The organism is Curvibacter microcysteis, assembly GCF_028649455.1.
Taxonomy (GTDB): domain Bacteria; phylum Pseudomonadota; class Gammaproteobacteria; order Burkholderiales; family Burkholderiaceae_C; genus Curvibacter; species Curvibacter microcysteis.
The window spans coordinates 481,652-503,337 of record NZ_JAQSIO010000001.1; the positions used below are offsets into that span (position 1 = coordinate 481,652).

Genomic DNA, 21,686 nt, shown 5'->3' on the forward strand with positions numbered 1-21,686 from the left:
ACCTTCACATCATCTCTCTACAATGGGCCGCCAACACCACCCATGAGCACCCTGATCGTTCACCTGCCAGCGCTGCCCCCCACGGCCAGCACCGAATGGCCTTACCTGCTGACGCCCGACGGCCAGACCGTGGCCCAGCAAGGCGCCGCCGTGGCCCACCTGCTGCCCGCCGTGACCCGCCCTGCCGAGGTCGTGGCCGTGGTGCCGGTGCAGCAGCTGTCTTGGCAAGCCGTGACCCTGCCACGCGGCACCCACGCGGCCAGCCCGCGCTTGCAGGCCGTGCTCGAAGGCCTGCTCGAAGAGCGCCTGCTGGACGAGCCCAGCCAACTGCACCTGGCCCTGGGCCCCGCCACGGAAGGCGATACCCCGCGCTGGGTCGCCGTGTGCGACCAAGCCTGGCTGCGCGCCTGCGTCCAAGCCCTGGAGGCTGCGGGCCGCCATGTGACCCGCATCGTGCCCGAGCTGTGGCCCGCCAGCGCGGCCGAAGGCCCGGTCCTGCGCGCGCTGGCCCCACCGTCGGATCTGCTGCGCCCCGCCTGGTGGGTGGCCACCGGCCTGGGCCCGCACAGCCCGATGCAAAGCCTGCCGCTCAACCCGCAGACCACCCTGCCCGCCTGGCCCGAAGAGGCCGAACTGCTGGCCGAACCCGCTGTTGCCGCCCTGGCGGAAAAAGCCCTGGGCCGCCCCGTGCGCCTGGAAACCCCCGCCACCCGCTGGCTGGCGGCCGCCGCCAGCCCCTGGGAACTGGCCCAGCACAGCTTTGCCAGCGGCCAGCGCCAACGCCTGGGCCGTCAGGTGCAGCGCGGCCTGCAAGCGGCCTGGCTGTCGCCCGCCTGGCGCCCCGTGCGCTGGGGCCTGGGGGTGCTGCTGCTGGCCCAAGTGGCGGGCCTCAACGCCTGGGCCTGGAAAGAAAACCAGACCCTGCGCCAGCGCCAGACCGACATCCGCCAGACCCTGACCCAGACCTTTCCGCAAGTCCAGGTGGTGGTCGATGCGCCGCTGCAAATGGCCCGCGAAGTCAGTGCCCTGCGCCAGGCAACGGGCCAGGCAGCGGGCGACGACCTCGAATCCTTGCTGGGCGCCGCCGCACTGGCGGCGCCGCCTGGGCGCAGCGCCAGCGGCATTGAGTTCAGCGCCGGTGAACTGCGCCTCAAGAGCCTGAACCTCAGTGCCGAAGAAGGCAGCCAGACCCTGGAGCGCCTGCGCCAGCGCGGCTACAGCGGCCGCCTTGAAGCCGACCAATTGACCTTGCGCCAGGAGCCCCGCTGATGAGCCGCGTCCCTTCTTCTGCGGCGACCCTGCCGCAGCGCCTGCGGGCTGAGCTGCAGCAGCGTTGGCTGCGTCTGGCCCCGCGCGAGCGCACCTGGCTGAGCCTGGCCGCGGTGGTGATCGGCGCAGCCCTGCTCTGGGCGGTGGCCCTGGCACCCGCGCTCAACACCTTGCGCCAGGCCGAGGCACGCCAGCAAACGCTGGACCGCCAATGGCAGCAGATGCAGCAGCTCAAGAGCCAGGCCCAAGCCCTGCAACAACAAACCCGCCTGCCGCGCAGCGAAGCCATCCAGGCCCTGGAAGCCAGCGTGCGCCAGCGCCTGGGCAACAGCGCCCAGCTCAACCTGCAAGGCGAGCGCGCCACCCTGGTGCTGAAGAACACCCCAGCCGAGGCGCTGAGCCAGTGGCTGGCCCTGGCCCGGGCCAATGCCCGCGTGCTGCCCGGTGAAGCCCGCCTGACCCGCAGCCCGCCCCCCGGCCCCAATGCCGCTCCGCCCAAACCCGGCAGCCTGCCCCCCGGCCCTGCCTGGGACGGCACCCTGGTGCTGCAGCTGCCGCCGGCCTGACCCCCTCTACCGCTGGCCCCATGCGTCTGCTGCCCGTTCGCTCCTCGACCCTCCGTGCGCGCCCCGCCGTGGCCGCGGCGGTGGCACGCCCTGGCTCCGCCGCCGACGCTCGCCTGGGCCGGCGCTGGGCCTGGGCGGGCGCCCTGTGCGGCGCCCTGCTGTGTGGCCTGCTCTGGGCCCCGGCACGCTGGCTGGCGGCCGGCGTGGACCAGGCCAGCCAAGGCCAGGTGCAGTTGCTGCTGCCGCGCGGCACGGTCTGGACCGGCTCGGCCCATTTGGTGCTGACCGGGGGCCGCAACAGCCAGGACCGCACCACCCTGCCTGGCCGGGTGGGCTGGCAACTGCGTCCGCAGTGGACCGGCCTGAGCCTGGCGCTGAACCTGGACTGCTGCGCCGACGCCCCTTTGCAAGCCCGGGTCCAGCCTGGCTGGAACCGCGTCCACGTGCAAATCCAAGACCACCAATCGCGTTGGCCCGCCCAGCTGCTCAGCGGCCTGGGCACCCCCTGGAACACCCTGCAACCGGAAGGCCGTTTGCAGCTGCAACTCCAGGGCCTGAGCCTGGACTGGGCCGCCGGCCGCCTGCGCCTGGCGGGCCAAGTCCAGCTCGACGCACTGGACATCTCATCCCGCCTGTCCACCTTGCACCCGATGGGCAGCTACCGCGCCACCTTGCAAGGTGGTGACGCGCCCAGCCTGGACCTGAAAACGCTGGAAGGCAGCCTGCTGCTCAGCGGCCAGGGCCAGTGGGTGGGTGCCCGGCTGCGCTTCCAAGGCACGGCCGAAGCCGCGCCCGAGCGCGAAGCGGCGCTGGCCAATCTGTTGAACCTCATCGGACGCCGCCGCGGCGCGCGCTCCCACATCACCCTGGGCTAATGCACATGAAAACCCCGACCCGCCCCCTCGTCCGACTGGCCAGCCTGTCACTGGCCTCCAGCCTGCTGCTGGGTGCCGTGCCCAGCCCGGCGCAAACCGGATCGGCCCCCAAGGCCGGCGAGCCGATCACCCTGAACTTCAATGGCGCCGACATCGACGGCGTGGCCCGCACCCTGGGCGTGATCACCGGCCGCAACCTGGTCATCGACCCACGCGTCAAAGGCACCATCACCCTGACCAGCGACCGGCCGGTCAGCCCCGCCGTGGCCTGGGAACAGTTCCTGACCACGCTGCGCCTGCAAGGCTTTGCGGTGGTGGAGGCCAGCGGCCTGTACAAGGTCGTGCCTGAAGCCGAAGCCAAACTGCAAGGCGGCTCGGTCACCATCTCCAGCAGCGAGACCGACAAGCGTGGCGGTGGCGGCAACCAGATCGTGACCCAGATCTTCCGCCTCAACCATGAGAGCGCCAACAACCTGGTGCCGGTGCTGCGCCCCCTGATCAGCCCGAACAACACCATCAACGTGAACCCGGGCAACAACTCGGTGATCATCACCGACTACGCCGACAACCTGCAGCGCCTGGCCCGCATCATCGCGTCCATGGATGTGCCCAATGCCAGCGACGTCGAAGTGCTGCCCATCAAGCACGCCGTGGCCGCCGACCTGGCCGTTCTGGTGACGCGCCTGATCGACCCGGGCAGCAGCGGCGCCCCAGCGGCGGCCGGCCAAGGCCAGACCGACACCTCGTTCAAGACCACGCTGCTGGCCGAGCCGCGCAGCAACAGCCTGATCCTGCGCGCCGCCAACCCGGCGCGCGCTGCACTGGTCAAGTCGCTGGTGGCCAAGCTTGACCAACCCACCTCGGGCGCCAATGGCGCGGCGGGCAACATCCATGTCGTCTACCTGAAGAACGCCGACGCCACCAAACTGGCCACCACCCTGCGCGCCGCCATGAACGCGGGCGGCGGAGCCAACAGCACCGGCGTCACCGGCACCAGCAGCGGCCTGAACAACTTGGGCAGCACGCCCAGCGCCAACACCAGCAACCCGCTGGGGGGCAGCGCCAGCAGCAGCACCAGCAGCCTGGGTGCGTCCAGCAATTTCGGCACCAGCGCCCAGCCTTCGACCGGTGGCCAGATCCAGGCCGACCCCTCGACCAACTCGCTGATCATCACCGCGCCCGAACCCCAGTACCGCCAGCTGCGCGCCGTCATCGACAAGCTCGATGGCCGCCGTGCCCAGGTGCTGGTGGAAAGCCTGATCGTCGAAGTCAACGCCAACAAGGTGGCGCAGTTTGGCGTGCAGTGGCAGGGCCTGCTGGGCAGCGCCGGCGGCACGGTCGGCCTGCTGGGCACCAACTCGTCCCAAGCCGGGGCCAACCTGCTGAGCCTGTCCACCAGCACCTTGGGCACGGTGTTGCCGGGCAATGGCTTCAACTTCGGGATCGGCAGCAAGATCAATGGCCAGTACGTGCTGGGCTTCCTGGCCCAGTTCCTGGAAAAGAACACCGATGGCAACGTGCTGTCCACGCCCAGTCTGCTGACCCTGGACAACGAGGAAGCCAAGATCGTCATCGGCCAGAACGTGCCCTTCGTGACCGGCACCTACACCAGCACCAACAACAGCAACAGCACGGTCAACCCCTTCCAGACCGTGGAGCGCAAGGACGTGGGCCTGACACTGCGCGTGAAGCCGCAGATCAGCGAGAGCGGCACCGTCAAGATGGCCATCTACCAAGAGGTGTCGAGCATCGACGCCTCGACCAAGACCAACACCAACGGTCCCTCCACCAACAAGCGCTCGATCGAATCCAACGTGCTGGTCGACGACGGTGCCATCGTGGTGCTGGGCGGCCTGCTGCAAGACGAGTACGCGGGCGCCGCCGACAAGGTGCCTGGCGTGGGTGATCTGCCCATCCTGGGCAACCTGTTCAAGAGCGAGAACCGCGCGCGCAACAAGACCAATCTGATGATCTTCCTGCGCCCGGTCGTGGTGCGCGAGGCCTCGGACGCCGACGCCATCACCCAAGGCCGCTACGAGACCTTGCGCGGCGTGCAGCAGACCGTGCAGCCCAAACCCAGCGCCATGATGCCCAGCGTCAGCGAGGCGCCCGTGCTGCCCGCGTTGGCCCCGCGCACCGATGCCAAGGGAGCCCCCATCCTGCCGCCCAGTGCCAACGTCAGCCCCAGCAGCAGCGGCAGCAACATCGTCACCGACACCCCAGCCAAGCCCTGAGAGCCATGCGCCACCCCTTGCCCTATGCGTTCGCGCGCAGCTTCCAACTGCTGCTGGAAGACGACGGCCAGCAATGCACCCTGGTGCAGGCCCCCGAGGCCGACGCGGCCGCCGTCAGTGAAGTGATGCGCCGCCACCCGGTGCAAGCCGTCCAATGGCTGGACGCACCGGCCCTGGCCCAGCGCATTTCGGCCGCCTATGCCCAGGGCGAATCGAGCGCCGCCAGCGTGGTCAGCGAGGTCGAGTCCGACGCCGACCTGTCGCGCATCATGCAAGAGCTGCCCGCCGTGGAAGACTTGCTGGAGACCGCCGACGACGCGCCCATCATCCGCATGCTCAACGCCTTGCTCACGCAGGCCGCGCGCGACGGCGCCAGCGACATCCACATCGAGCCCTACGAGCGCCATTCCAGCGTGCGCTTTCGCGTCGACGGCACGCTGCGCGAGGTGGTGACACCCAACCGCGCGCTGCACGCGGCCCTGATCTCGCGCCTGAAGATCATGGCCGACCTGGACATCTCCGAAAAGCGCCTGCCGCAGGACGGCCGCATCAGCCTGCGCCTGGGCACGCGCGCCATCGACGTGCGCGTCTCCACCCTGCCCAGCGCGCACGGCGAGCGCGCCGTGCTGCGCCTGCTGGACAAGAGCGAAAGCAAGCTCAGCCTCGAATCGGTGGGCATGCAGGGCGAGGTGTTGGCGCGCTTTGAACGCCTGATCGGCCAGCCGCACGGCATCATCCTGGTGACCGGCCCCACGGGCTCAGGCAAGACCACCACCCTGTACTCGGCCCTGCAGCGCCTGGACGCGACGCAGAGCAACATCATGACGGTGGAAGACCCGATCGAGTACGAGCTCGCCGGCGTCGGCCAGACCCAGGTCAACGCCAAGATCGACCTGACCTTTGCCAAAGCCCTGCGCGCCATCCTGCGCCAGGACCCCGACGTGATCATGATCGGCGAAATCCGCGACTTCGAAACCGCGCAGATCGCCATCCAGGCCTCGCTCACCGGCCACCTGGTGCTGGCCACGCTGCACACCAACGACGCGGCCAGCGCCATCACCCGACTCACCGATATGGGCGTAGAGCCCTTCTTGCTGTCGTCCTCGCTGCTGGGCGTGCTGGCCCAGCGCCTGGTGCGCAAGTACTGCCCGCACTGCCACGGCGCAGGCTGCGAGCACTGCGGCCAGACCGGCTATGCCGGGCGCACCGGCGTGTTCGAGCTGTTGGTCACCGACGAAGCCATCCGCGCGCAAATCCACGGCCAAGCCGCCGAGGCACAGATCCGCGACGCGGCCCTGGCCTCGGGCATGACGCTGATGCGCGAGGACGGCGAGCGCCTGATTGCCGCCGGCATCACCTCGCGCGAAGAAGTGCTGCGCGTGACGCGCGACTGACCCCCACCAGCGCGCGCCCATGCCAGCCTATTCCTTTGAAGCCGTCGACGCCCAGGGCCAGACCCGCAAGGGCGTGATCGAGGCCGACACCGCGCGCGCCGCGCGCAGCCAGTTGCGCGCCCAGGCGCTGGTGCCGCTCGCGGTGCTGCCCGTCAAGGGCGGCAGCGCCGACGCAGACGCCGATGGCGTGCACCGCCCCGGCCTGTTCAGCCAACGCATTTTCAACGCCACGACGCTGGCGATCTGGACGCGCCAGTTGGCCGGGCTGGTCAGCTCGGGCCTGCCGCTGGAGCGCGCCCTGACCGCCATGACCGATGAGGCCGACAGCGACGCCCAGCGCCAGCTGGTGGCCGGCCTGCGCGCCGAGGTCAATGCCGGGGCCTCGTTTGCCCGCGCCCTGGCCCAGCACCCGCGCGAGTTCAGCGACATCTTCACCGCCGTCATTGGCGCGGGCGAGCAAAGCGGCAACCTGGGCCTGGTGCTGGAGCGCCTGGCCGACGACCTCGAAGAACGCCAGGCCCTGCGCAGCAAATTGATTGGCGCCGCCATGTACCCAGCCATCGTGACCTTGGTGGCCATCGTCATCGTGCTGTTCCTGGTGGGCTACGTGGTGCCGCAGGTGGCCAATGTGTTTGCCGGCACCAAGCGCGCCCTGCCACTGCTGACCGTGATCATGCTGGGCCTGAGCGACCTGGTGCGCTCCTATGGTTGGCTGATGGCGGCCCTGTTGGGGGCGCTGGTCGCGCTGGGTCGCTACCTGCTGACCCTGGAGGCCTGGCGCCTGCGCTTTGACGCGGCCTGGCTCAAGCTGCCCTTGATTGGCAAGCTGGCGCGCGGCTACAACGCGGCCCGCTTTGCCAGCACCCTGGCCATGCTGGCGGCCGCGGGCGTGCCCATCCTCAAAGCCTTGCAGGCGGCGGCCGAGACCGTGTCCAACCGGGCCATGCGGGCCGACGCACTCGACGCCCTGGTGCTGGTGCGTGAAGGCGCGCCGCTGGGCTCGGCGCTGGCGCAGAAAAAGCGCTTTCCGGGCCTGGTCGCCATGTTTGCGCGCCTGGGCGAGCAAACCGGGCAACTGCCCCTGATGCTGCAACGCGCCGCCACCCAGCTCGCGACCGAGGTGCAGCGCCGCGCCATGCAGCTGGCCACCATCCTGGAGCCGCTGCTGATCGTGGCCATGGGCTTGATGGTGATGCTGATCGTGCTGGCGGTGCTGATGCCCATCATCCAGCTGAACCAGTTCGTCAAGTGAAATAGGGCCCCCACGCTCCCCCACTGCGTGTGGGTCGCTGCCCCCCAGGGGGGCCCCTGCCGCCTTGGGAGCGGCCCGGCGACGGCCGGTTGGGCCCCCACGCTCCCCCGCTGCGTGTGGGTCGCTGCCCCCCAAGGGGGGGGCCCGGGCGCCTGGGGAGCGGCCCGGCGGTGGCCGGTGCCGGCTCCCAGCGACGCCGCTGTGCACAGGACTTGGCCTCACAATGCAGACATTCAACCCTGGAGGCTGGGCCCATGCCTGTCACCCTTGATGGCCAGTTGGTGGTGGCCATTTCCTCGCGCGCGCTGTTTGACTTTGAAGAAGAGAACACCGTCTTCGAACAGGTCAGCGAACAAGCCTACCGCCAGTTGCAGCTCGAGCGCCTGGACCAGACCGCACCGCCTGGCGTGGCGTTTTCGCTGGTCAAAAAACTGCTGGCCTTCAACCGCCCCGGCGCCGATCGCCTGGTCGAGGTGGTCATGCTGTCACGCAACGACCCGGTCAGCGGCATGCGCATCTTTCGCTCGGCCCACGAGACCGGCATCCCGCTGCAGCGCGGTGTGTTCACGCGCGGACGCAACCCCTTTGGCTACCTGCGGCCCCTGGGCGCCCACCTGTTTTTGTCGGCCAATGAAAGCGACGTGCGCCAAGCCCTGGCGCTGGGTTTTCCGGCCGCGCGTGTGTTGACCGAGTCGGTTCAGGCCAGCAACAGCCACCCCAACGAGGTGCGCATCGCCTTTGACGGTGACGCCGTGCTGTTTTCCGACGAGGCCGAACGCGTCTACCAAAGCCAGGGCCTGGACGCGTTTCAGCAGCACGAGAGCCAGCACGCCACCGACCCGTTGCCCGACGGGCCGTTCAAGCCTTTGCTGGCGGCCCTGCATCGGCTGCAGCAGGCCGACAACCCGCACATGCGCATCCGCACCGCGCTGGTGACCGCCCGCAGCGCTCCGGCCCACGAGCGCGCCATCCGCACGCTGATGCGCTGGAACATCGAGGTGGACGAGGTGCTGTTTCTGGGCGGGCTGGAAAAGGGCGGCTTTCTGCGCGAGTTCGAGCCTGACTTCTTTTTTGACGACCAGACCGGCCACGTCAACTCGGCGGCACAGCATGTGCCCGCCGGCCATGTGCACAGCGGGGTGTCCAACCCCTGAGGTTTGGCCATCGGTGAAGCCTTCGCAAAGTCTGTCACCATCGGCAAAGACGGCCCCCCACGCCCGTCCTCAGGCGTTGAAGACGCGGGCTCTGCCCCCATCTGACGCCTCTTGAAAGGAACACCATGAGCTTTTTCCGCGCCTTCGCCCTGCCCCTGGCGGCTGGCCTGCTGTGCCTGGCCCCGCTGGCACCAGTCAGCGCCCAGGCCAGCGCCGCCCCCAGCCCCTCCGACGAGCAACCCAGCGAAGGTGAAGCCCTGGCAGCGCGCCAGTTCAAGATGCTGGACTTCAATGGCGACGGCTACCTGAGCCGCAGCGAAGTCGCCTTCATTCCACGACTGGCCAAGGCTTTTGACGCGGCCGATGCCGACCACGACGGCAAAGTCAGCTTTGAAGAAATCCGTGCCTACGCCAAGGAAGTGCGGGCCCAGAAAGCCAGTGAGAGCAGCAGCGAAGCCAAGCGCTGAGCCGGCGGCCGCCTCAGGGCGCCAGGCAGACCGAGTTGCGACCCGCCGCCTTGGCCCGGTACAAAGCTTCGTCGGCCCGCTGCAAGGTGTCGGCCACCGACTCCCCGGGCTGCCACTGCGCCACGCCCAGGCTGGTGGTCACCGGCAGGCCACGCGGAAACACCGTGAACTCCACCTTGTGGCGCAAGGCTTCGGCAAAACGCTGCGCCTCCATCAGGTCATGACCCGGCACCATCACGGCAAACTCCTCGCCGCCCAGGCGGGCTGGCAGATCACGGTGGCGCGTGCTCTGGGCCAGCAACTGGCCCATGGTGCGCAACACCCCATCGCCCTCGGCGTGGCCGAAGCGGTCATTGAGTTGTTTGAAGTGGTCCAAATCCAGCACGATGAAGGACAAAGGACGCCCCTCTCGCTCAGCCCAGCGCTGGGCCTGCTCGGCCCGCAGGTTGAACTCCCGCCGGTTGGCCAGACCGGTCAGCGGGTCTTCCGAGGCCAGGCGCTGCCAGCCATCGCTGTTGGCCTGCAGCGGCGAAATCACCAGGCGCTTGAGCGCAAAGTTCATGATCAAGAAAAACAGCGCCATGATGCCCAGCGACAGGCCGGCGGTGCGCCACATGGCCCGGTACACCCGGCTCCACAGGGGCGTCAGGGGCACGGACACCAACTGCGCACCGATCACCTCGCCTTCGCGCCAGCCAAAACCGTTGCCGGCCCCATAGCGGGCCAGCATCGCCGGTGGTGCCTGCTCGGGCTGGCCGTGGCAGTGAAGGCAGGCCGCCGTGGCGCGCAAGGGTTTGGCCAGACACCAGTGCTGCTCATCGGTCGAGCAGGCCCGGGTTTGCAAGGTGGTGAGCGTCGGGTCCGCGCGAAAGGCGTCCACCGCCACCCGCTCCCAACCCTGAGGCTGGTGCGCAGGCACGGTGGGCTGCAGCGCCACCTCGCGGTAGTCCAGGTTGGGGTAGTCCTCGCGCAGCAGGGCCATGGCCGTGGTGGCGGCGAACGAAGGCACCGAGGCCGGGTGAAACTGGCGGGCATCGGCCATCAAGGCTTCGCGCACATGCAACTCGGTGTAGCGGCGCATGGCTTGGGCCATGGCCATGTGCTGGCTCGCCACGGCTTCCACATCGCGCAGCACCTGGGCACGGGTGATCCACCAAGCCCAGCTCGTGGCGATGGCCATGCCCAGCACGGTCATGAAGAGCAACATCTGGTTCAGACGGGCCCGAATCGAAACTGGCAAACTTCCCTCCTGCTGGGGCTGCTTCGCAACGAACGGCCCTCCTGGTGCGGGGGCTCTCCCTGCACATGCCAAATTATCCACCGCTCACACCCCAGCTTGATCCACTCAGGCCCCGGGGATGCGCTTTAACTACCATTGCGTTCCATGACGGTCTCTAAGTTTCATCTTTTTCGCGACACCAGCCGGCGCATCCTGGCCCTGTCCCTGCCCTACTTCCGCTCCGAGGAACGCTGGCAGGCGCGCGGCTTGCTGGCCGCCATCGTGGCCCTGAACCTGGGCGCGGTGTACATGCTGGTGCTGATCAACGACTGGAACCGCGTCTTCTACGACGCCCTGCAAAACAAGCAGGCCGATGTGTTCTGGCACCAGTTGTCGCGCTTTGCCCTGCTGGCCTTTGCCTACATCGTGATCGCGGTCTACAAGTTCTACCTGACCCAGTGGCTGGAGCTGCGCTGGCGCGCCTGGATGACGCGCCATTACCTGGACCGTTGGCTGGCCAACCACCTGTTTTACCGACTGGAGTTGGCCCGCTATGCCCACAGCGGCCCGGGCCAAGCACCGCCAGACAACCCCGACCAGCGCATCCAGGAGGACGTGAACCTGTTCACCTCGCTGACGGTGTCGCTGAGCATGGGCCTGCTCAATGCCGTGGTCACCCTGGCCAGCTTTGTCGGCATCCTCTGGAGCCTGTCGGGCAACTTTGCCTTCAGCCTGCAAGGCAACGACTACAGCATCCCCGGCTTCATGGTCTGGATGGCGGTGCTGTACTGCCTGGTCGGCAGTGTCGCCACGCACTACATCGGGCGGCCCTTGATCGGGCTCAATTTCGGGCAAAAGCGCTATGAAGCCGACTTCCGCAGCCACATGGGCCGGGTGCGCGAATACAGCGAATCGATTGCCCTGGACCTGGGCAGCTCGGTCGAGAACGAAAACCTCAAACAGCGCTTTGGCCGCTTGATGACGAACTACATCGCCCTCATCAAGGCCCAAAAGCGCCTGGTCTGGTTCACCAACTTCTTCGGCCAGGCGGCCATGGTGTTTCCCTTCATCGTGGCCGCACCGCGCTTTTTCAGCGGCGCCATCCAACTCGGCGAGCTGATGCAGATCGCCTCGGCTTTCGACCGCGTGCAGGGCTCGCTGAGCTGGCTGGTCGACAACTACGACTCCCTGGCCAGCTGGCGCGCCACCAGCGACCGGCTGACCACGTTCGAAGAAAACCTGAGCCAGGCCCAGGCCGTGCCCCAAGGCCTGCACACCGCCCTGGGCGAGGACCTGGCGATTGAGGACCTCAGCATCCAGCTGCCCAACGGCCAGCCGCTGCTCGACCCCAGCAGCGCCCACGCGCGCCCGGGCCAGCAGGTGCTGTTGCAAGGTCCCTCGGGCAGCGGCAAGTCCACGCTGTTCCGCACCCTGGCCGGTTTGTGGCCCCATGCCCAAGGCGGCCTGAGCCAGCCGCAGCGCGTGATGTACATCCCGCAAAAGCCCTACCTGGCCAACGGTCCGCTGCGCAACACCCTGGCCTACCCCGAGGCGGCCAACACCTACGATGACGAGGCTTTGCGCGAGGCGCTGCGCCAAGCGGAACTGCCGCATCTGTGCACCGAACTGGACCGCGAAGACGCCTGGAGCCAAAAACTGTCGGGCGGCGAGCAGCAAAGACTGGCCCTGGCCCGCGTGCTGCTCAAGCGCCCAGCCTGGGTGATGGCGGACGAAGCCACCAGCGCCCTGGACGAACAGACCGAGCAACTGCTTTACCAACGCCTGGTGGCGCTGACGCAAGCGCAGGGCGGGGGCCTGGTGTCGATTGCACACCGGCCGGAGCTGGCGCGCTTCCACAACACGCGCTGGCGTCTGGAAGAAGTCAGCCCCTCGCCACGGCGCTTCCGCCTGGTCAGTGAGTCGATTTGAGGGGTGCATGGGCCAGGGCTGGCGCGGGCCGCCCGCCCTGCACAGCCCGGCGGGCGGGGCTCAGAGCCCGCCGCCGCGCTTGACCTTGGGGTCGGTGTAGACCAGCAAATTGGTCGACAACCCCGCCTTGGTCTGCTCGTTTTGCAGGCGGTTGGCTTCGTCGCTGGCCTCGGTGGCAGCCAGCTCGACCACCGAGCCGCTGGCCTTCCACACCGAGTGGATGAAGTCCAGCAGCTTCTTGGAGATGGGCTCCGGCGGCGGCTTCTTGGGCTCTTCGGTGGTGGCTTTCTTCTTGACCTCGGTCCAGTCCTTGTTGGGCTGGTCATTGGAGGCCGAAGGCTTGTCCGGGCTCTCCACCTTGCGCCCCGACACCGTGACGATGGTGGACTCTGTCGGTGCGTTGGTCACCGTGGTGGAGGGCTTGCTGGGGGTTTGACGCTCGCTTTCGCCCGCCGACGCCGCAGCGCCGGCGCCATAGGCGGCCCAGCTCAACGAGCGATCGACAGGGGGAAGTTGCATAACAGGCCCACTCAGTACAAATTGTTTACATAGAAAAACAAGCGTTTTTGAGCGCTCTCGTACCGTTTACGGCAGTCCCTCGGAAAAATGAAGGGCCTTCTGCAAAAAATTTTGAGATTTTTTTGATTTGAAAAAAGAGTCCGCAAAAAGCAAAAAGAGACTCGAAAGTCTCTTTTTTGGATGCATCAGTTCAAGTCGCCGTCAAACCCCAGGGGCCGTCAGCGACGCCAGGTAGCGCTCATGCCCGCGCGCGCGCAGCTCGCAGGCCGGGCAGTGCCCGCAGCCCCAGCCCCAGGCGTGGCGGTGTTCGCGGTCACCCAGGTAGCAGGTGTGGGAGTGCTCGACGATCAAGTCCACCAAGGGGGCGCCGCCCAGGTCATGCGCCATCTTCCAGGTCTCGGCCTTGTCGATCCACATCAGCGGGGTTTCAATCAGCAGGCGGCGGTCCATGCCCAGCGACAAGGCCAGTTGCATGGCCTTCATGGTGTCGTCGCGGCAATCGGGGTAGCCTGAGTAATCGGTTTCGCACACGCCGGTCACGATGACCTCCAGCCCGCGCCGGTACGCCAAAGCCGCAGCCAGGGTCAGGAACAGCAGGTTGCGACCCGGTACAAAGGTGTTGGGCAGGCCGCCTTGCGCCATCTGAAAGGCCATGTCGCGGGTCAGCGAGGTCTCGCTGACCTGGCCCAGCACGCCCAGGTCCAGCAAGTGGTCATCACCCAGCTTGGCCGCCCAGTGCGGGAACTGCGTGCGCAGCTCGCTCAGCACAGCCAGGCGGGCCTGCAGCTCCACGCTGTGGCGCTGGCGGTAGTCGAAGGCCACGGTTTCGACGCGCTCGTAGCGCGCCAGCGCATGGGCCAGGCAGGTGGTGGAGTCCTGGCCACCCGAAAAAAGGACCAGCGCGGTGGTGTGCAGGGGCATGAAAAAGCCTCGATCAGAAATATAAGGGGGGGGTCAGCGCCCCGCCCGGCTCACAAAAAACGTTCCAGCAGCTTGCGCGAGCCCCGGTCCAAGGCCGCCATGTCGGGCACCTGGTAGACGATGCCCTGGCCGCCCGAAATCAGCAGCTTGCCGCGCTCCAGCCGGCGGATGTCTTCCTCCGCCTTGAGCACGAACTGGGTCTGGCCCCGATCGGTCTCGACCGTCCAGGTGCAGGGGGTCGAGAAGCTGGACACCGCCAGCAAGCGCTTGACCACCGGGTTGAACTCGCGCGTGGCCAGTTCTTCTTCTAGCAAGGCGCGCTCGGCGCGGGGCAGTTGGTCCAGGCGTGGTACCCAGGCCAGCTCATGGCCTTCCGGCCCCACAAGGGACAGGCCCTCGTCGGGGGCGGCGATCGGGAAGGCCCGCACCGGCGTCACGCCGACATGGCTTTGGCCCTGGGCGTCGGTCAGCACCAGACGGCCCAGCGCATTGCGCTGCAGTTGAAAAGACAGGCTGTGGGTCATGGTCTGGCCACCTCAGGGTTGACCCGCCGGGTGGGCGGAATGGGCGCTGGGCGCCAGGGCCAGGCTGTCGTCGTCGGCGCCATCGACGCGCCGCACCTGGGCTTCGTACAGGCGCCAGTAAGCGCCTTGCTTGGCCATCAACTCGTCGTGTGGGCCCACTTCGACCACCTGGCCGCGGTCCATCACCACCAGGCGATCGGCCTTGCGCAGGGTGGACAGGCGGTGGGCGATGGCGATGGTGGTGCGACCTTGCACCAAGTTGTCCAGCGCGCGCTGGATTTCCTTTTCGGTTTCGGTGTCCACAGCCGAGGTGGCCTCGTCGAGGATCAGGATGCGCGGATCGATCAACAGCGCCCGCGCGATCGAGATGCGCTGACGCTCACCCCCCGACAGGCCCTGGCCACGCTCGCCCACCAGCGAGTCATAGCCCTGAGGCAGGCGCAGGATGAAGTCATGTGCGTGCGCGGCGCGGGCCGCCGCCACGATCTCCTCGCGGCTGGCGTGGGGCTTGCCGTAGGCGATGTTCTCGGCAATCGTGCCAAAGAACAGGAAGGGCTCTTGCAGCACCAGGCCGATGTTGCTGCGGTAGTCGGCCACGGCAAAGCGGCGGATGTCCGTGCCGTCCAGGCGGATGGCGCCGTCGGTGACATCGTAAAAACGGCAGATCAAATTGACCAAGGTGCTCTTGCCCGAGCCGCTGTGGCCGACCAGACCGATCATTTCGCCGGGCTGGATGTCCAGGTCCACGCCCCGGATCACGCTGCGCGTGCCGTAGCGAAAACCGATGTTGTTCATCTCGATGCGGCCCTTCACCGCAGGCAGCTTGACCGGCTGGGTCGGCTCGGGGACGTTGGAGACGTGGTCCAGGATGTCAAAAATGCGCTTGGCGCCCGCCGCGGCCTTTTGCGTCACCGAGACGATGCGGCTCATCGAGTCCAGCCGGGTGTAGAAGCGGCCAATGTAGGCAATGAAGGCCGTCAACACCCCGACCGTGATCTGGCTGCGCGAGACCAGCCAGATGCCGCAACCCCACACCACCAGCAGGCCGATTTCCGTCAGCAGTGACACGGTGGGCGAGAACAGCGACCAGGTGCGGTTGAGCTTGTCGTTGACCTCAAGGTTGTAGCGGTTGGCCTGTTTGAAACGCTCGGCCTCGCGCTTTTCCTGTGCAAAAGCCTTGACCACCCGGATGCCGGGGATGGTGTCGGCCAGCACATTGGTGACCTGGGACCAGACGCGGTCGATTTTCTCGAACCCCGTGCGCAGGCGATCCCGCACGGTGTGGATCAGCCAGGCAATGAACGGCAGAGGCACCAAGGTGACCAGGGCCAGCCAGGGGTTGATCGAGAACAGGATGGCCGCCGTCATGGTGATCATCAGCACGTCGGTGATGAAGTCCAGCGCATGCAGCGACAAAAACACGTTGATGCGGTCGGTTTCCGAACCGATGCGGTTCATCAGGTCGCCCGTGCGCTTGCCGCCAAAGTAGTCCAGCGACAGGCGCAGCAGGTGCTCGTAGGTGGTGGTGCGCAGGTCCGCGCCAATGCGCTCGGACACCAGGGCCAGGATGTAGGTGCGTGCCCAGCTCAGGCCCCAGGCGGCCAGTGCCGAGCCCAGCAGGCCCGCCAGGTACAGCAGCACCAGCATGGGATCGATCTTCTGACCGTTCTGGAACGGGATCAGGATGTCATCCATCAGCGGGATGGTCAGGTAAGGCGGGATCAGCGTGGCCGCCGTGGAGGCCAGGGTCAGCGCAAAACCGGCGGCCAGTTGCTTTCGGTAGGGGTGCGCAAAACGCCACAGGCGCAGCAGCACCCAGGTGGAGGTGGGCGGCTGCAGCTCGCGCTCGCAGGCCGGGCAGCTTTCGCTGTCGGGCGGCAACGGGGCGCTGCAGGCGGGGCAGCAGGCGACTTCTTCGTTGTCCTCGGGCGCGGCGCCCGCCAGCAGGGCCAGGCGCTGCTCGAACACGCGCATCAGGCGCATGGCATGCACGTCAGCGCTGAGCGTGAAGCGCCAGTGCGCCAGTCGGCGCTCGGCCGTCACCAGCTCCAGCGTGCCCACGCCGGCGTGGTCGCTGTGGCGCAGCGACAGGCTGGCCTCCAGCGGCCAGGAGCGCCATTCGCCGCTGCCAGGCTCGCAGGCCAGCAGGCGTTTTTCCGTCACCGCCAGCAGGCCAGAGGCGAAATGCAGGCGTGCGTCCAGGTCAACCGGAAGGCTTGCGAGGACGTTTTCACCGGACGCCAGTTGAGATTGAGGGTCGATTCTTCCGAGATCGGCTGTCTCGTCTGGAGAACCTACAGGATTTGAATGTTGCATTTTGATTCCGTACCGCGCGGCACTGTTCGCCCTCCCGCGCAGAGGCAGGAAAAGTCGATTTTCGCCGAAACCGAGGCCATGCGACGCCCTGACGCAGAATGCGAGCTCAGCCAAGCGCCCAAAGTGAGCGCACAATCTCGGCTGGATGGCGGCATGGCGCCAGGCACCGAACCCGACTCGAACATGATCAAAGCCGACGATCTCAAGCTCTTGCGCATCAATTACCTGCGCGGCCCCAACATCTGGACCTACCGTTCCGTACTGGAAGTCTGGTTGGACCTGGGGGAACTCGAAAACTACCCCTCCAACAAGATCCCCGGTTTCAAAGACCGGCTGGTGGCCTTGTTGCCGGCCTTGATTGAGCACCACTGCGGGGTCGGCGAACGCGGCGGCTTCCTGCAGCGGCTCGAAGAAGGCACCTGGGCGGGCCACATCCTGGAGCACATCGTGATCGAGCTGCTCAACCTGGCGGGCATGCCCACCGGCTTTGGACAGACCCGCAGCACCTCGCGCCATGGCATTTACCGCATGGTGTTCCGGGCGCGTGAAGAGCGCGTCGCCCGCGCCGCCCTGGACGCCGGTCACCAACTGTTGACCGCCACCATCCGCGGCGACAGCTTTGACGTCAAGGCCGCCGTGCACCGCGTGCGCACCGAAGTCGACAACTGCTACCTCGGCCCCAGCACCGCCTGCATCGTGGACGCCGCCACCGACCGTCGCATCCCGCACATCCGCCTGAACGACGGCAACCTGGTGCAACTGGGCTACGGTGCCAGCCAGCGCCGCATCTGGACGGCCGAGACCGAATTCACCAGCGCCATTGCCGAAGGCATTGCCGGCGACAAAGACCTGACCAAGTCCTTGCTCAAGTCCTGTGGCGTGCCGGTGCCCGAAGGCCAGATCGTCAACAGCCCCGAAGAAGCCTGGGAAGCTGCGCAAGACATTGGCTTCCCGGTGGTGGTCAAGCCCTCCGACGCCAACCATGGCCGGGGCGTGACCCTGGACCTGCACACGCAGGCCGACATCGAAGCCGCCTACCACGTAGCCTACCCCGAAGGCAGCGACGTGATGGTCGAGCGCTTCATCCCCGGTCACGAGCACCGCCTGCTGGTGGTGGGTGACAAGGTCGTGGCCGCCGCGCGCGGCGAGATCATCGGCATCACCGGCGACGGTCGCTCCACCGTGCGCCAGCTGATTGACAACCAGCTCAACTCCGACCCACGCCGCGGCTTCGAAGAAGAATTCCCGCTCGAAACCATCGTCATCGAGACCAACACCAAGGTGCAGCTCGAGATCCAACGCCAGGGTCTGAGCCCCGAGGCCGTGCCCGCTGCGGGCCGCTTTGTGGTGATCGAGCGCAACGGCAACGTGGCCATCGACTGCACCGACAACATCCACCCCGAAGTGCAGTACGCCGCCAGCCTGGCCGCCCGCGTCGTGGGCCTGGACATTGCCGGCATCGACATGGTGGCCAAGGACATCTCGCGCCCGCTGGCCGAGCAAGGCGGCGCCATCGTGGAAGTCAACGCCGGTCCCGGCTTGCTGATGCACCTGAAGCCCGCTGAAGGCTCGCCCCGCCCTGTGGGCCGCGCCATCGTCGACCACCTGTTCCCCGAGACCGAAGGCGACGCCGCCCCGGGCCGCATCCCCGTGGTGGGCGTGGCTGGTACGCGCGACACGCACAAAATCGCCCGCATGGTCGCCTGGCTGGCCCACCTCAGTGGCCGCCAGACCGGTCTGGCCTGCCGCGATGGCCTGTTCCTGGACCGCCGCCGTGTCGAATCCGTGGACTGCGCCAACTGGGAAGCCGGCCACCGCCTGCTGATGAACCACTCGGTGCAGGCCACGGTGATCGAAAACGGCGCCGAAACCATCCTGCGCGACGGCCTGCCCTACGACCGCTGCCAAGTGGGCGTGGTGACCGACCTCGAAGGCTTCGAGGCCCTGAGCCACTACGACGTGCATGAAGCCGACCAGATGGTGCGCGTGATGCGCACCCAGGTCGACGTGGTGCTGCCCGACGGCGTGGCCGTGCTCAACACCGCCGACACCCGTGTCAGCGACATGGCCTCGCTGTGCGACGGCTCGGTCGTGCTGTATGGCCTGACCGCCGATGTGCCCGCCATCGAGGCGCACCGTGCGGCCCAGGGCCGGGCGGTCTACCTCAAGCAAGGTTATGTGGTGCTGGCCGAAGGCAGCCACGAGAAGGTGCTGTCCGACCTGGGCGACATCCGCACGCGCCAGAACACCGCCTTCCCGATGAGCGAAGAGGCCTTGCTGGCCGCCGTGGCCACGGCCTGGGCGCTGGACATCTCGCCCGACCTGATCGCCGCCGGCATCGAAACCTTCGATCCCGATCCGCAACCGGTTCGCCCGGCTGGCAGCACAGCATTTTTCCGCTGAGCCGCGCCGCCCAATCGCCCCAACGCGCCCACTGAACTCAAGAGAAACTGATGCAAGTCTCACGCATCCGGGCCCTGCGCGGCCCCAACATCTGGAGCCGCCACACCGCCATCGAGGCCGTGGTGGAATGTGCCCCCGAAGAGCGCTCTGTCGCTGGTCTGGACGGGTTTGAAACCCGCATCCGCGCCCTCTTCCCCGGTATCGGTGCGCTGCGCCCCGACAGCCACGAAGGCCCGGTGTCCCTGGCCCATGTGCTCGAAGCCGCCGGCCTGGCCTTGCAATCGCAGGCCGGCTGCCCGGTGACCTACAGCCGCACCAGCGCCACCAGCGAACCCGGCATCTACCAGGTCGTGATCGAATACAGCGAAGAAGTCGTGGGCCGCCAGGCCTTTGACCAGGCGCTGGCCCTGATCCAGGCGGCGCTGGACAACACGTCGTTTGACATCGATGCGGCGATCTCCCAGTTGCGCGAAACCGACGAAGACGAACGCCTGGGTCCGAGCACGGGCTCCATCGTCGAAGCGGCCGTCAAACGTGGCATTCCCTACCGCCGCCTGACCTCGGGCAGCCTGGTGCAGTTTGGCTGGGGCTCGCGCCAGCGCCGCATCCAGGCCGCCGAGGTGGACACCACCAGCGCCGTGGCCGAATCGATCGCCCAGGACAAAGACCTGACCAAGATGCTGCTGCGCGCCGCTGGCGTGCCGGTGCCGCTGGGCCGCCCCGCCGTCGACGAAGACGACGCCTGGGCTGCCGCGCTCGAGATCGGCCTGCCCGTGGTCCTCAAGCCGCAAGACGGCAACCAAGGCAAGGGCGTGACCGTCAACATCACCGACCGCGCCCAGCTCAACCTGGCCTACAAGGCGGCCGCTGACATTGGCGAGGTGCTGGTCGAAAAATACCTGCCGGGCAACGACTTCCGCCTGCTGGTGGTGGGCGACCGCCTGGTGGCCGCTGCCCGCCGCGATCCGCCGCAAGTCATCGGCGACGGCGTGCACACCGTGCGCGAGCTGGTGGACATCGTCAACACCGACCCGCGCCGGGGCGTGGGCCACGCCACCTCGCTGACCAAGATCCGCTTTGACGACATCGCCATCGCGCGCCTGAGCCTGCAAGACTTGAAGCCCGAATCCGTGCCGCCCAAGGGCCAGCGCGTGATCCTGCGCAACAACGCCAACCTGAGCACCGGGGGCACCGCCACCGACGTGACCGACGACGTGCACCCCGAAGTGGCTGCGCGCGCCGTGGCGGCAGCCCAGATGGTGGGCATGCACATCTGCGGCGTCGACGTGGTCTGCGAGAGCGTGCTGCGCCCGCTCGAAGAGCAGCACGGCGGCATCGTGGAAGTCAATGCCGCGCCTGGCCTGCGCATGCACCTGATGCCCTCCTATGGCAAGGGCCGCCAGGTCGGCGAAGCCATGGTCTCGCACCTCTACAACAGCGGCGACGATGGCCGCATCCCCGTGGTGGCCGTCACCGGCACCAACGGCAAGACCACCACCGCGCGCCTGATCACCCACCTGTTCACGGCCAGCGGCCTGCGCGTGGGCATGACCAACACCGACGGCGTGTACGTCAACGGCCGCCAGATCGACAGCGGTGACTGCAGCGGCCCCAAGAGCGCGCGCAACGTGCTGCTGCACCCCGACGTGGACGCGGCCGTGTTCGAAAGCGCGCGAGGCGGCATCCTGCGCGAAGGCTTGGGCTACGACCGCTGCCAAGTGGCCGTGGTGACCAATGTGGGCGCCGGCGACCACCTGGGCATGAACTACATCAACACGGTGGAAGACCTGGCCGTGGTCAAGCGCGTGATCGTGCAAAACGTGGCCCCCGCTGGCTATGCCGTGCTCAATGCAGCGGATCCCATGGTCGCGGCCATGGCCGACAGCTGCCCGGGCCAGGTGATCTTCTTCGCCCGCGACCGCAACCACCCCGTGATGGCCACACACCGCGCCCAAGGCAAGCGCACCGTCTATGTGGACGGGGACGCCATCGTGGTCACCGAAGGCACCTGGCGCGAGCACATCCTGCTGCGCGACGTGCCCATCACGCGCAACGGCACCATCGGCTTCCAGATCGACAACGTGATGGCCGCCGTGGCGGCGGCCTGGGGCGTGGGCCTGAGCTGGGAGACCATCCGCAGCGGCGTGGCCAGCTTTGTCAACGACAGCGACAACGCCCCCGGCCGCTTCAACGTGATGGACTTCCGGGGCGCCACCGTGATTGCCGACTACGGGCACAACCCGGACGCCATGCGCGCCCTGGTGTCCGCCGTGGAAGCCATGCCGGCGCAGCGCCGTTCCGTGGTCATCAGCGGTGCCGGCGACCGCCGCGACGAGGACATCACCGAGCAGACCGCCATCCTGGGCCAGGCCTTTGACGATGTGGTGCTGTACGAAGACGCCTGCCAGCGTGGCCGCGCCGACGGCGAGGTGATGGGCCTGCTGCGCCAGGGCTTGGCCGGCGCCACCCGCACCCGCCATGTGGAAGAGATCCAGGGTGAGTTCAAGGCCATCGATGTGGCGCTGGACCGCCTGCAACCAGGCGACCTGTGCCTGGTGCTGGTCGACCAGGTCGAAGAAGCCTTGGCCCACCTGGCCAAACGCGTGAGCGACGCGGCCCAAGGCCGCTGAGCCTCCGACCGCCC

Annotated in this window: 16 protein-coding genes; 11 read left to right on the forward strand and 5 right to left on the reverse strand. The window is 67.6% G+C overall.

Annotation, left to right across the window (positions count from 1 at the left end):
• Positions 1-42 precede the first annotated feature (42 nt).
• From gspL to PSQ39_RS02130, 8 genes are all read left to right on the forward strand, one after another.
• Positions 43-1,269 (forward strand): type II secretion system protein GspL, encoded by a 1,227-nt coding sequence (gene gspL / locus PSQ39_RS02095; protein ID WP_273924936.1) that lies wholly within the window; start codon positions 43-45, stop codon positions 1,267-1,269.
• The gene (gspM, locus tag PSQ39_RS02100; RefSeq protein WP_273924937.1) at positions 1,269-1,835 is read left to right on the forward strand and encodes a type II secretion system protein GspM; all 567 of its coding nucleotides are present in this window, start codon (positions 1,269-1,271) and stop codon (positions 1,833-1,835) included. Before gspL ends, gspM begins: the two co-directional genes overlap by 1 nt.
• Before the next feature lie 20 nt (positions 1,836-1,855).
• On the forward strand, positions 1,856-2,710 hold the full coding sequence (gene gspN, locus PSQ39_RS02105) for a type II secretion system protein N (protein WP_273924938.1): 855 nt from the start codon (positions 1,856-1,858) through the stop codon (positions 2,708-2,710).
• Positions 2,710-4,944 (forward strand): type II secretion system secretin GspD, encoded by a 2,235-nt coding sequence (gene gspD / locus PSQ39_RS02110; protein WP_409241971.1) that lies wholly within the window; start codon positions 2,710-2,712, stop codon positions 4,942-4,944. Before gspN ends, gspD begins: the two co-directional genes overlap by 1 nt.
• Positions 4,945-4,949: 5 nt before the next feature.
• On the forward strand, positions 4,950-6,338 hold the full coding sequence (locus tag PSQ39_RS02115) for a GspE/PulE family protein (RefSeq protein WP_273924940.1): 1,389 nt from the start codon (positions 4,950-4,952) through the stop codon (positions 6,336-6,338).
• Positions 6,339-6,357: 19 nt separating this feature from the next.
• On the forward strand, positions 6,358-7,590 hold the full coding sequence (gspF, locus tag PSQ39_RS02120) for a type II secretion system inner membrane protein GspF (protein WP_273924941.1): 1,233 nt from the start codon (positions 6,358-6,360) through the stop codon (positions 7,588-7,590).
• A 254-nt stretch (positions 7,591-7,844) separates the two neighbouring features.
• Positions 7,845-8,744, forward strand: coding sequence for a 5'-nucleotidase (locus PSQ39_RS02125; RefSeq protein WP_273924942.1), 900 nt, complete (start codon positions 7,845-7,847; stop codon positions 8,742-8,744).
• A gap of 125 nt (positions 8,745-8,869) precedes the next feature.
• Positions 8,870-9,211: an EF-hand domain-containing protein gene (locus tag PSQ39_RS02130; protein ID WP_273924943.1), complete on the forward strand. Its 342-nt coding sequence runs from the start codon at positions 8,870-8,872 to the stop codon at positions 9,209-9,211.
• 13 nt (positions 9,212-9,224) lie between these two features.
• On the opposite strand, the gene PSQ39_RS02135 is transcribed toward PSQ39_RS02130, so the two are convergent.
• On the reverse strand, positions 9,225-10,451 hold the full coding sequence (locus PSQ39_RS02135; protein WP_273924944.1) for a GGDEF domain-containing protein: 1,227 nt from the start codon (positions 10,449-10,451) through the stop codon (positions 9,225-9,227).
• 144 nt (positions 10,452-10,595) lie between these two features.
• Here PSQ39_RS02135 and PSQ39_RS02140 point away from each other — a divergent pair, with 144 nt between their 5' ends.
• Entirely contained in the window at positions 10,596-12,359 is a 1,764-nt protein-coding gene (locus PSQ39_RS02140; RefSeq protein WP_273924945.1) for an ABC transporter ATP-binding protein/permease, read from the forward strand.
• 60 nt (positions 12,360-12,419) lie between these two features.
• On the opposite strand, the gene PSQ39_RS02145 is transcribed toward PSQ39_RS02140, so the two are convergent.
• The 4 genes from PSQ39_RS02145 to PSQ39_RS02160 all read right to left on the reverse strand — a co-directional run bounded on the left by PSQ39_RS02145 (position 12,420) and on the right by PSQ39_RS02160 (position 16,639).
• Positions 12,420-12,878, reverse strand: coding sequence for a hypothetical protein (locus tag PSQ39_RS02145; RefSeq protein WP_273924946.1), 459 nt, complete (start codon positions 12,876-12,878; stop codon positions 12,420-12,422).
• 201 nt (positions 12,879-13,079) lie between these two features.
• Positions 13,080-13,793 (reverse strand): 7-cyano-7-deazaguanine synthase QueC, encoded by a 714-nt coding sequence (gene queC, locus PSQ39_RS02150; protein WP_273925607.1) that lies wholly within the window; start codon positions 13,791-13,793, stop codon positions 13,080-13,082.
• Positions 13,794-13,849: 56 nt separating this feature from the next.
• Complete coding sequence (locus PSQ39_RS02155; RefSeq protein ID WP_273924947.1) at positions 13,850-14,323, reverse strand: cyanophycin metabolism-associated DUF1854 family protein; 474 nt, start codon at positions 14,321-14,323, stop codon at positions 13,850-13,852.
• A 12-nt stretch (positions 14,324-14,335) separates the two neighbouring features.
• Positions 14,336-16,639: a cyanophycin metabolism-associated ABC transporter gene (locus PSQ39_RS02160; protein ID WP_273924948.1), complete on the reverse strand. Its 2,304-nt coding sequence runs from the start codon at positions 16,637-16,639 to the stop codon at positions 14,336-14,338.
• A 183-nt stretch (positions 16,640-16,822) separates the two neighbouring features.
• On the opposite strand from PSQ39_RS02160, the gene PSQ39_RS02165 reads away from it, so the two are divergent.
• Both PSQ39_RS02165 and cphA read left to right on the forward strand, forming a co-directional pair.
• A complete protein-coding gene (locus PSQ39_RS02165; protein WP_273925608.1) occupies positions 16,823-19,042 on the forward strand; it encodes a cyanophycin synthetase in 2,220 nt (739 codons plus the stop codon).
• 50 nt (positions 19,043-19,092) lie between these two features.
• The gene (cphA, locus tag PSQ39_RS02170; RefSeq protein WP_273924949.1) at positions 19,093-21,672 is read left to right on the forward strand and encodes a cyanophycin synthetase; all 2,580 of its coding nucleotides are present in this window, start codon (positions 19,093-19,095) and stop codon (positions 21,670-21,672) included.
• The last annotated feature ends 14 nt before the right edge of the window (positions 21,673-21,686 follow it).

Bases quoted from the DNA above. Each gene is read 5' to 3' on its own strand.
- gspM (WP_273924937.1), top strand. From the start codon at position 1,269: ATGAGCCGCGTCCCTTCTTCTGCGGCGACCCTGCCGCAGCGCCTGCGG.
- cphA (WP_273924949.1), top strand. From the start codon at position 19,093: ATGCAAGTCTCACGCATCCGGGCCCTGCGCGGCCCCAACATCTGGAGC.
- PSQ39_RS02130 (WP_273924943.1), top strand. From the start codon at position 8,870: ATGAGCTTTTTCCGCGCCTTCGCCCTGCCCCTGGCGGCTGGCCTGCTG.
- gspF (WP_273924941.1), top strand. From the start codon at position 6,358: ATGCCAGCCTATTCCTTTGAAGCCGTCGACGCCCAGGGCCAGACCCGC.
- PSQ39_RS02140 (WP_273924945.1), top strand. From the start codon at position 10,596: ATGACGGTCTCTAAGTTTCATCTTTTTCGCGACACCAGCCGGCGCATC.
- PSQ39_RS02165 (WP_273925608.1), top strand. From the start codon at position 16,823: ATGATCAAAGCCGACGATCTCAAGCTCTTGCGCATCAATTACCTGCGC.
- PSQ39_RS02145 (WP_273924946.1), bottom strand. From the start codon at position 12,878: ATGCAACTTCCCCCTGTCGATCGCTCGTTGAGCTGGGCCGCCTATGGC.
- PSQ39_RS02160 (WP_273924948.1), bottom strand. From the start codon at position 16,639: ATGCAACATTCAAATCCTGTAGGTTCTCCAGACGAGACAGCCGATCTC.
- PSQ39_RS02125 (WP_273924942.1), top strand. From the start codon at position 7,845: ATGCCTGTCACCCTTGATGGCCAGTTGGTGGTGGCCATTTCCTCGCGC.
- PSQ39_RS02155 (WP_273924947.1), bottom strand. From the start codon at position 14,323: ATGACCCACAGCCTGTCTTTTCAACTGCAGCGCAATGCGCTGGGCCGT.
- gspN (WP_273924938.1), top strand. From the start codon at position 1,856: ATGCGTCTGCTGCCCGTTCGCTCCTCGACCCTCCGTGCGCGCCCCGCC.
- PSQ39_RS02115 (WP_273924940.1), top strand. From the start codon at position 4,950: ATGCGCCACCCCTTGCCCTATGCGTTCGCGCGCAGCTTCCAACTGCTG.
- gspL (WP_273924936.1), top strand. From the start codon at position 43: ATGAGCACCCTGATCGTTCACCTGCCAGCGCTGCCCCCCACGGCCAGC.
- gspD (WP_409241971.1), top strand. From the start codon at position 2,710: ATGCACATGAAAACCCCGACCCGCCCCCTCGTCCGACTGGCCAGCCTG.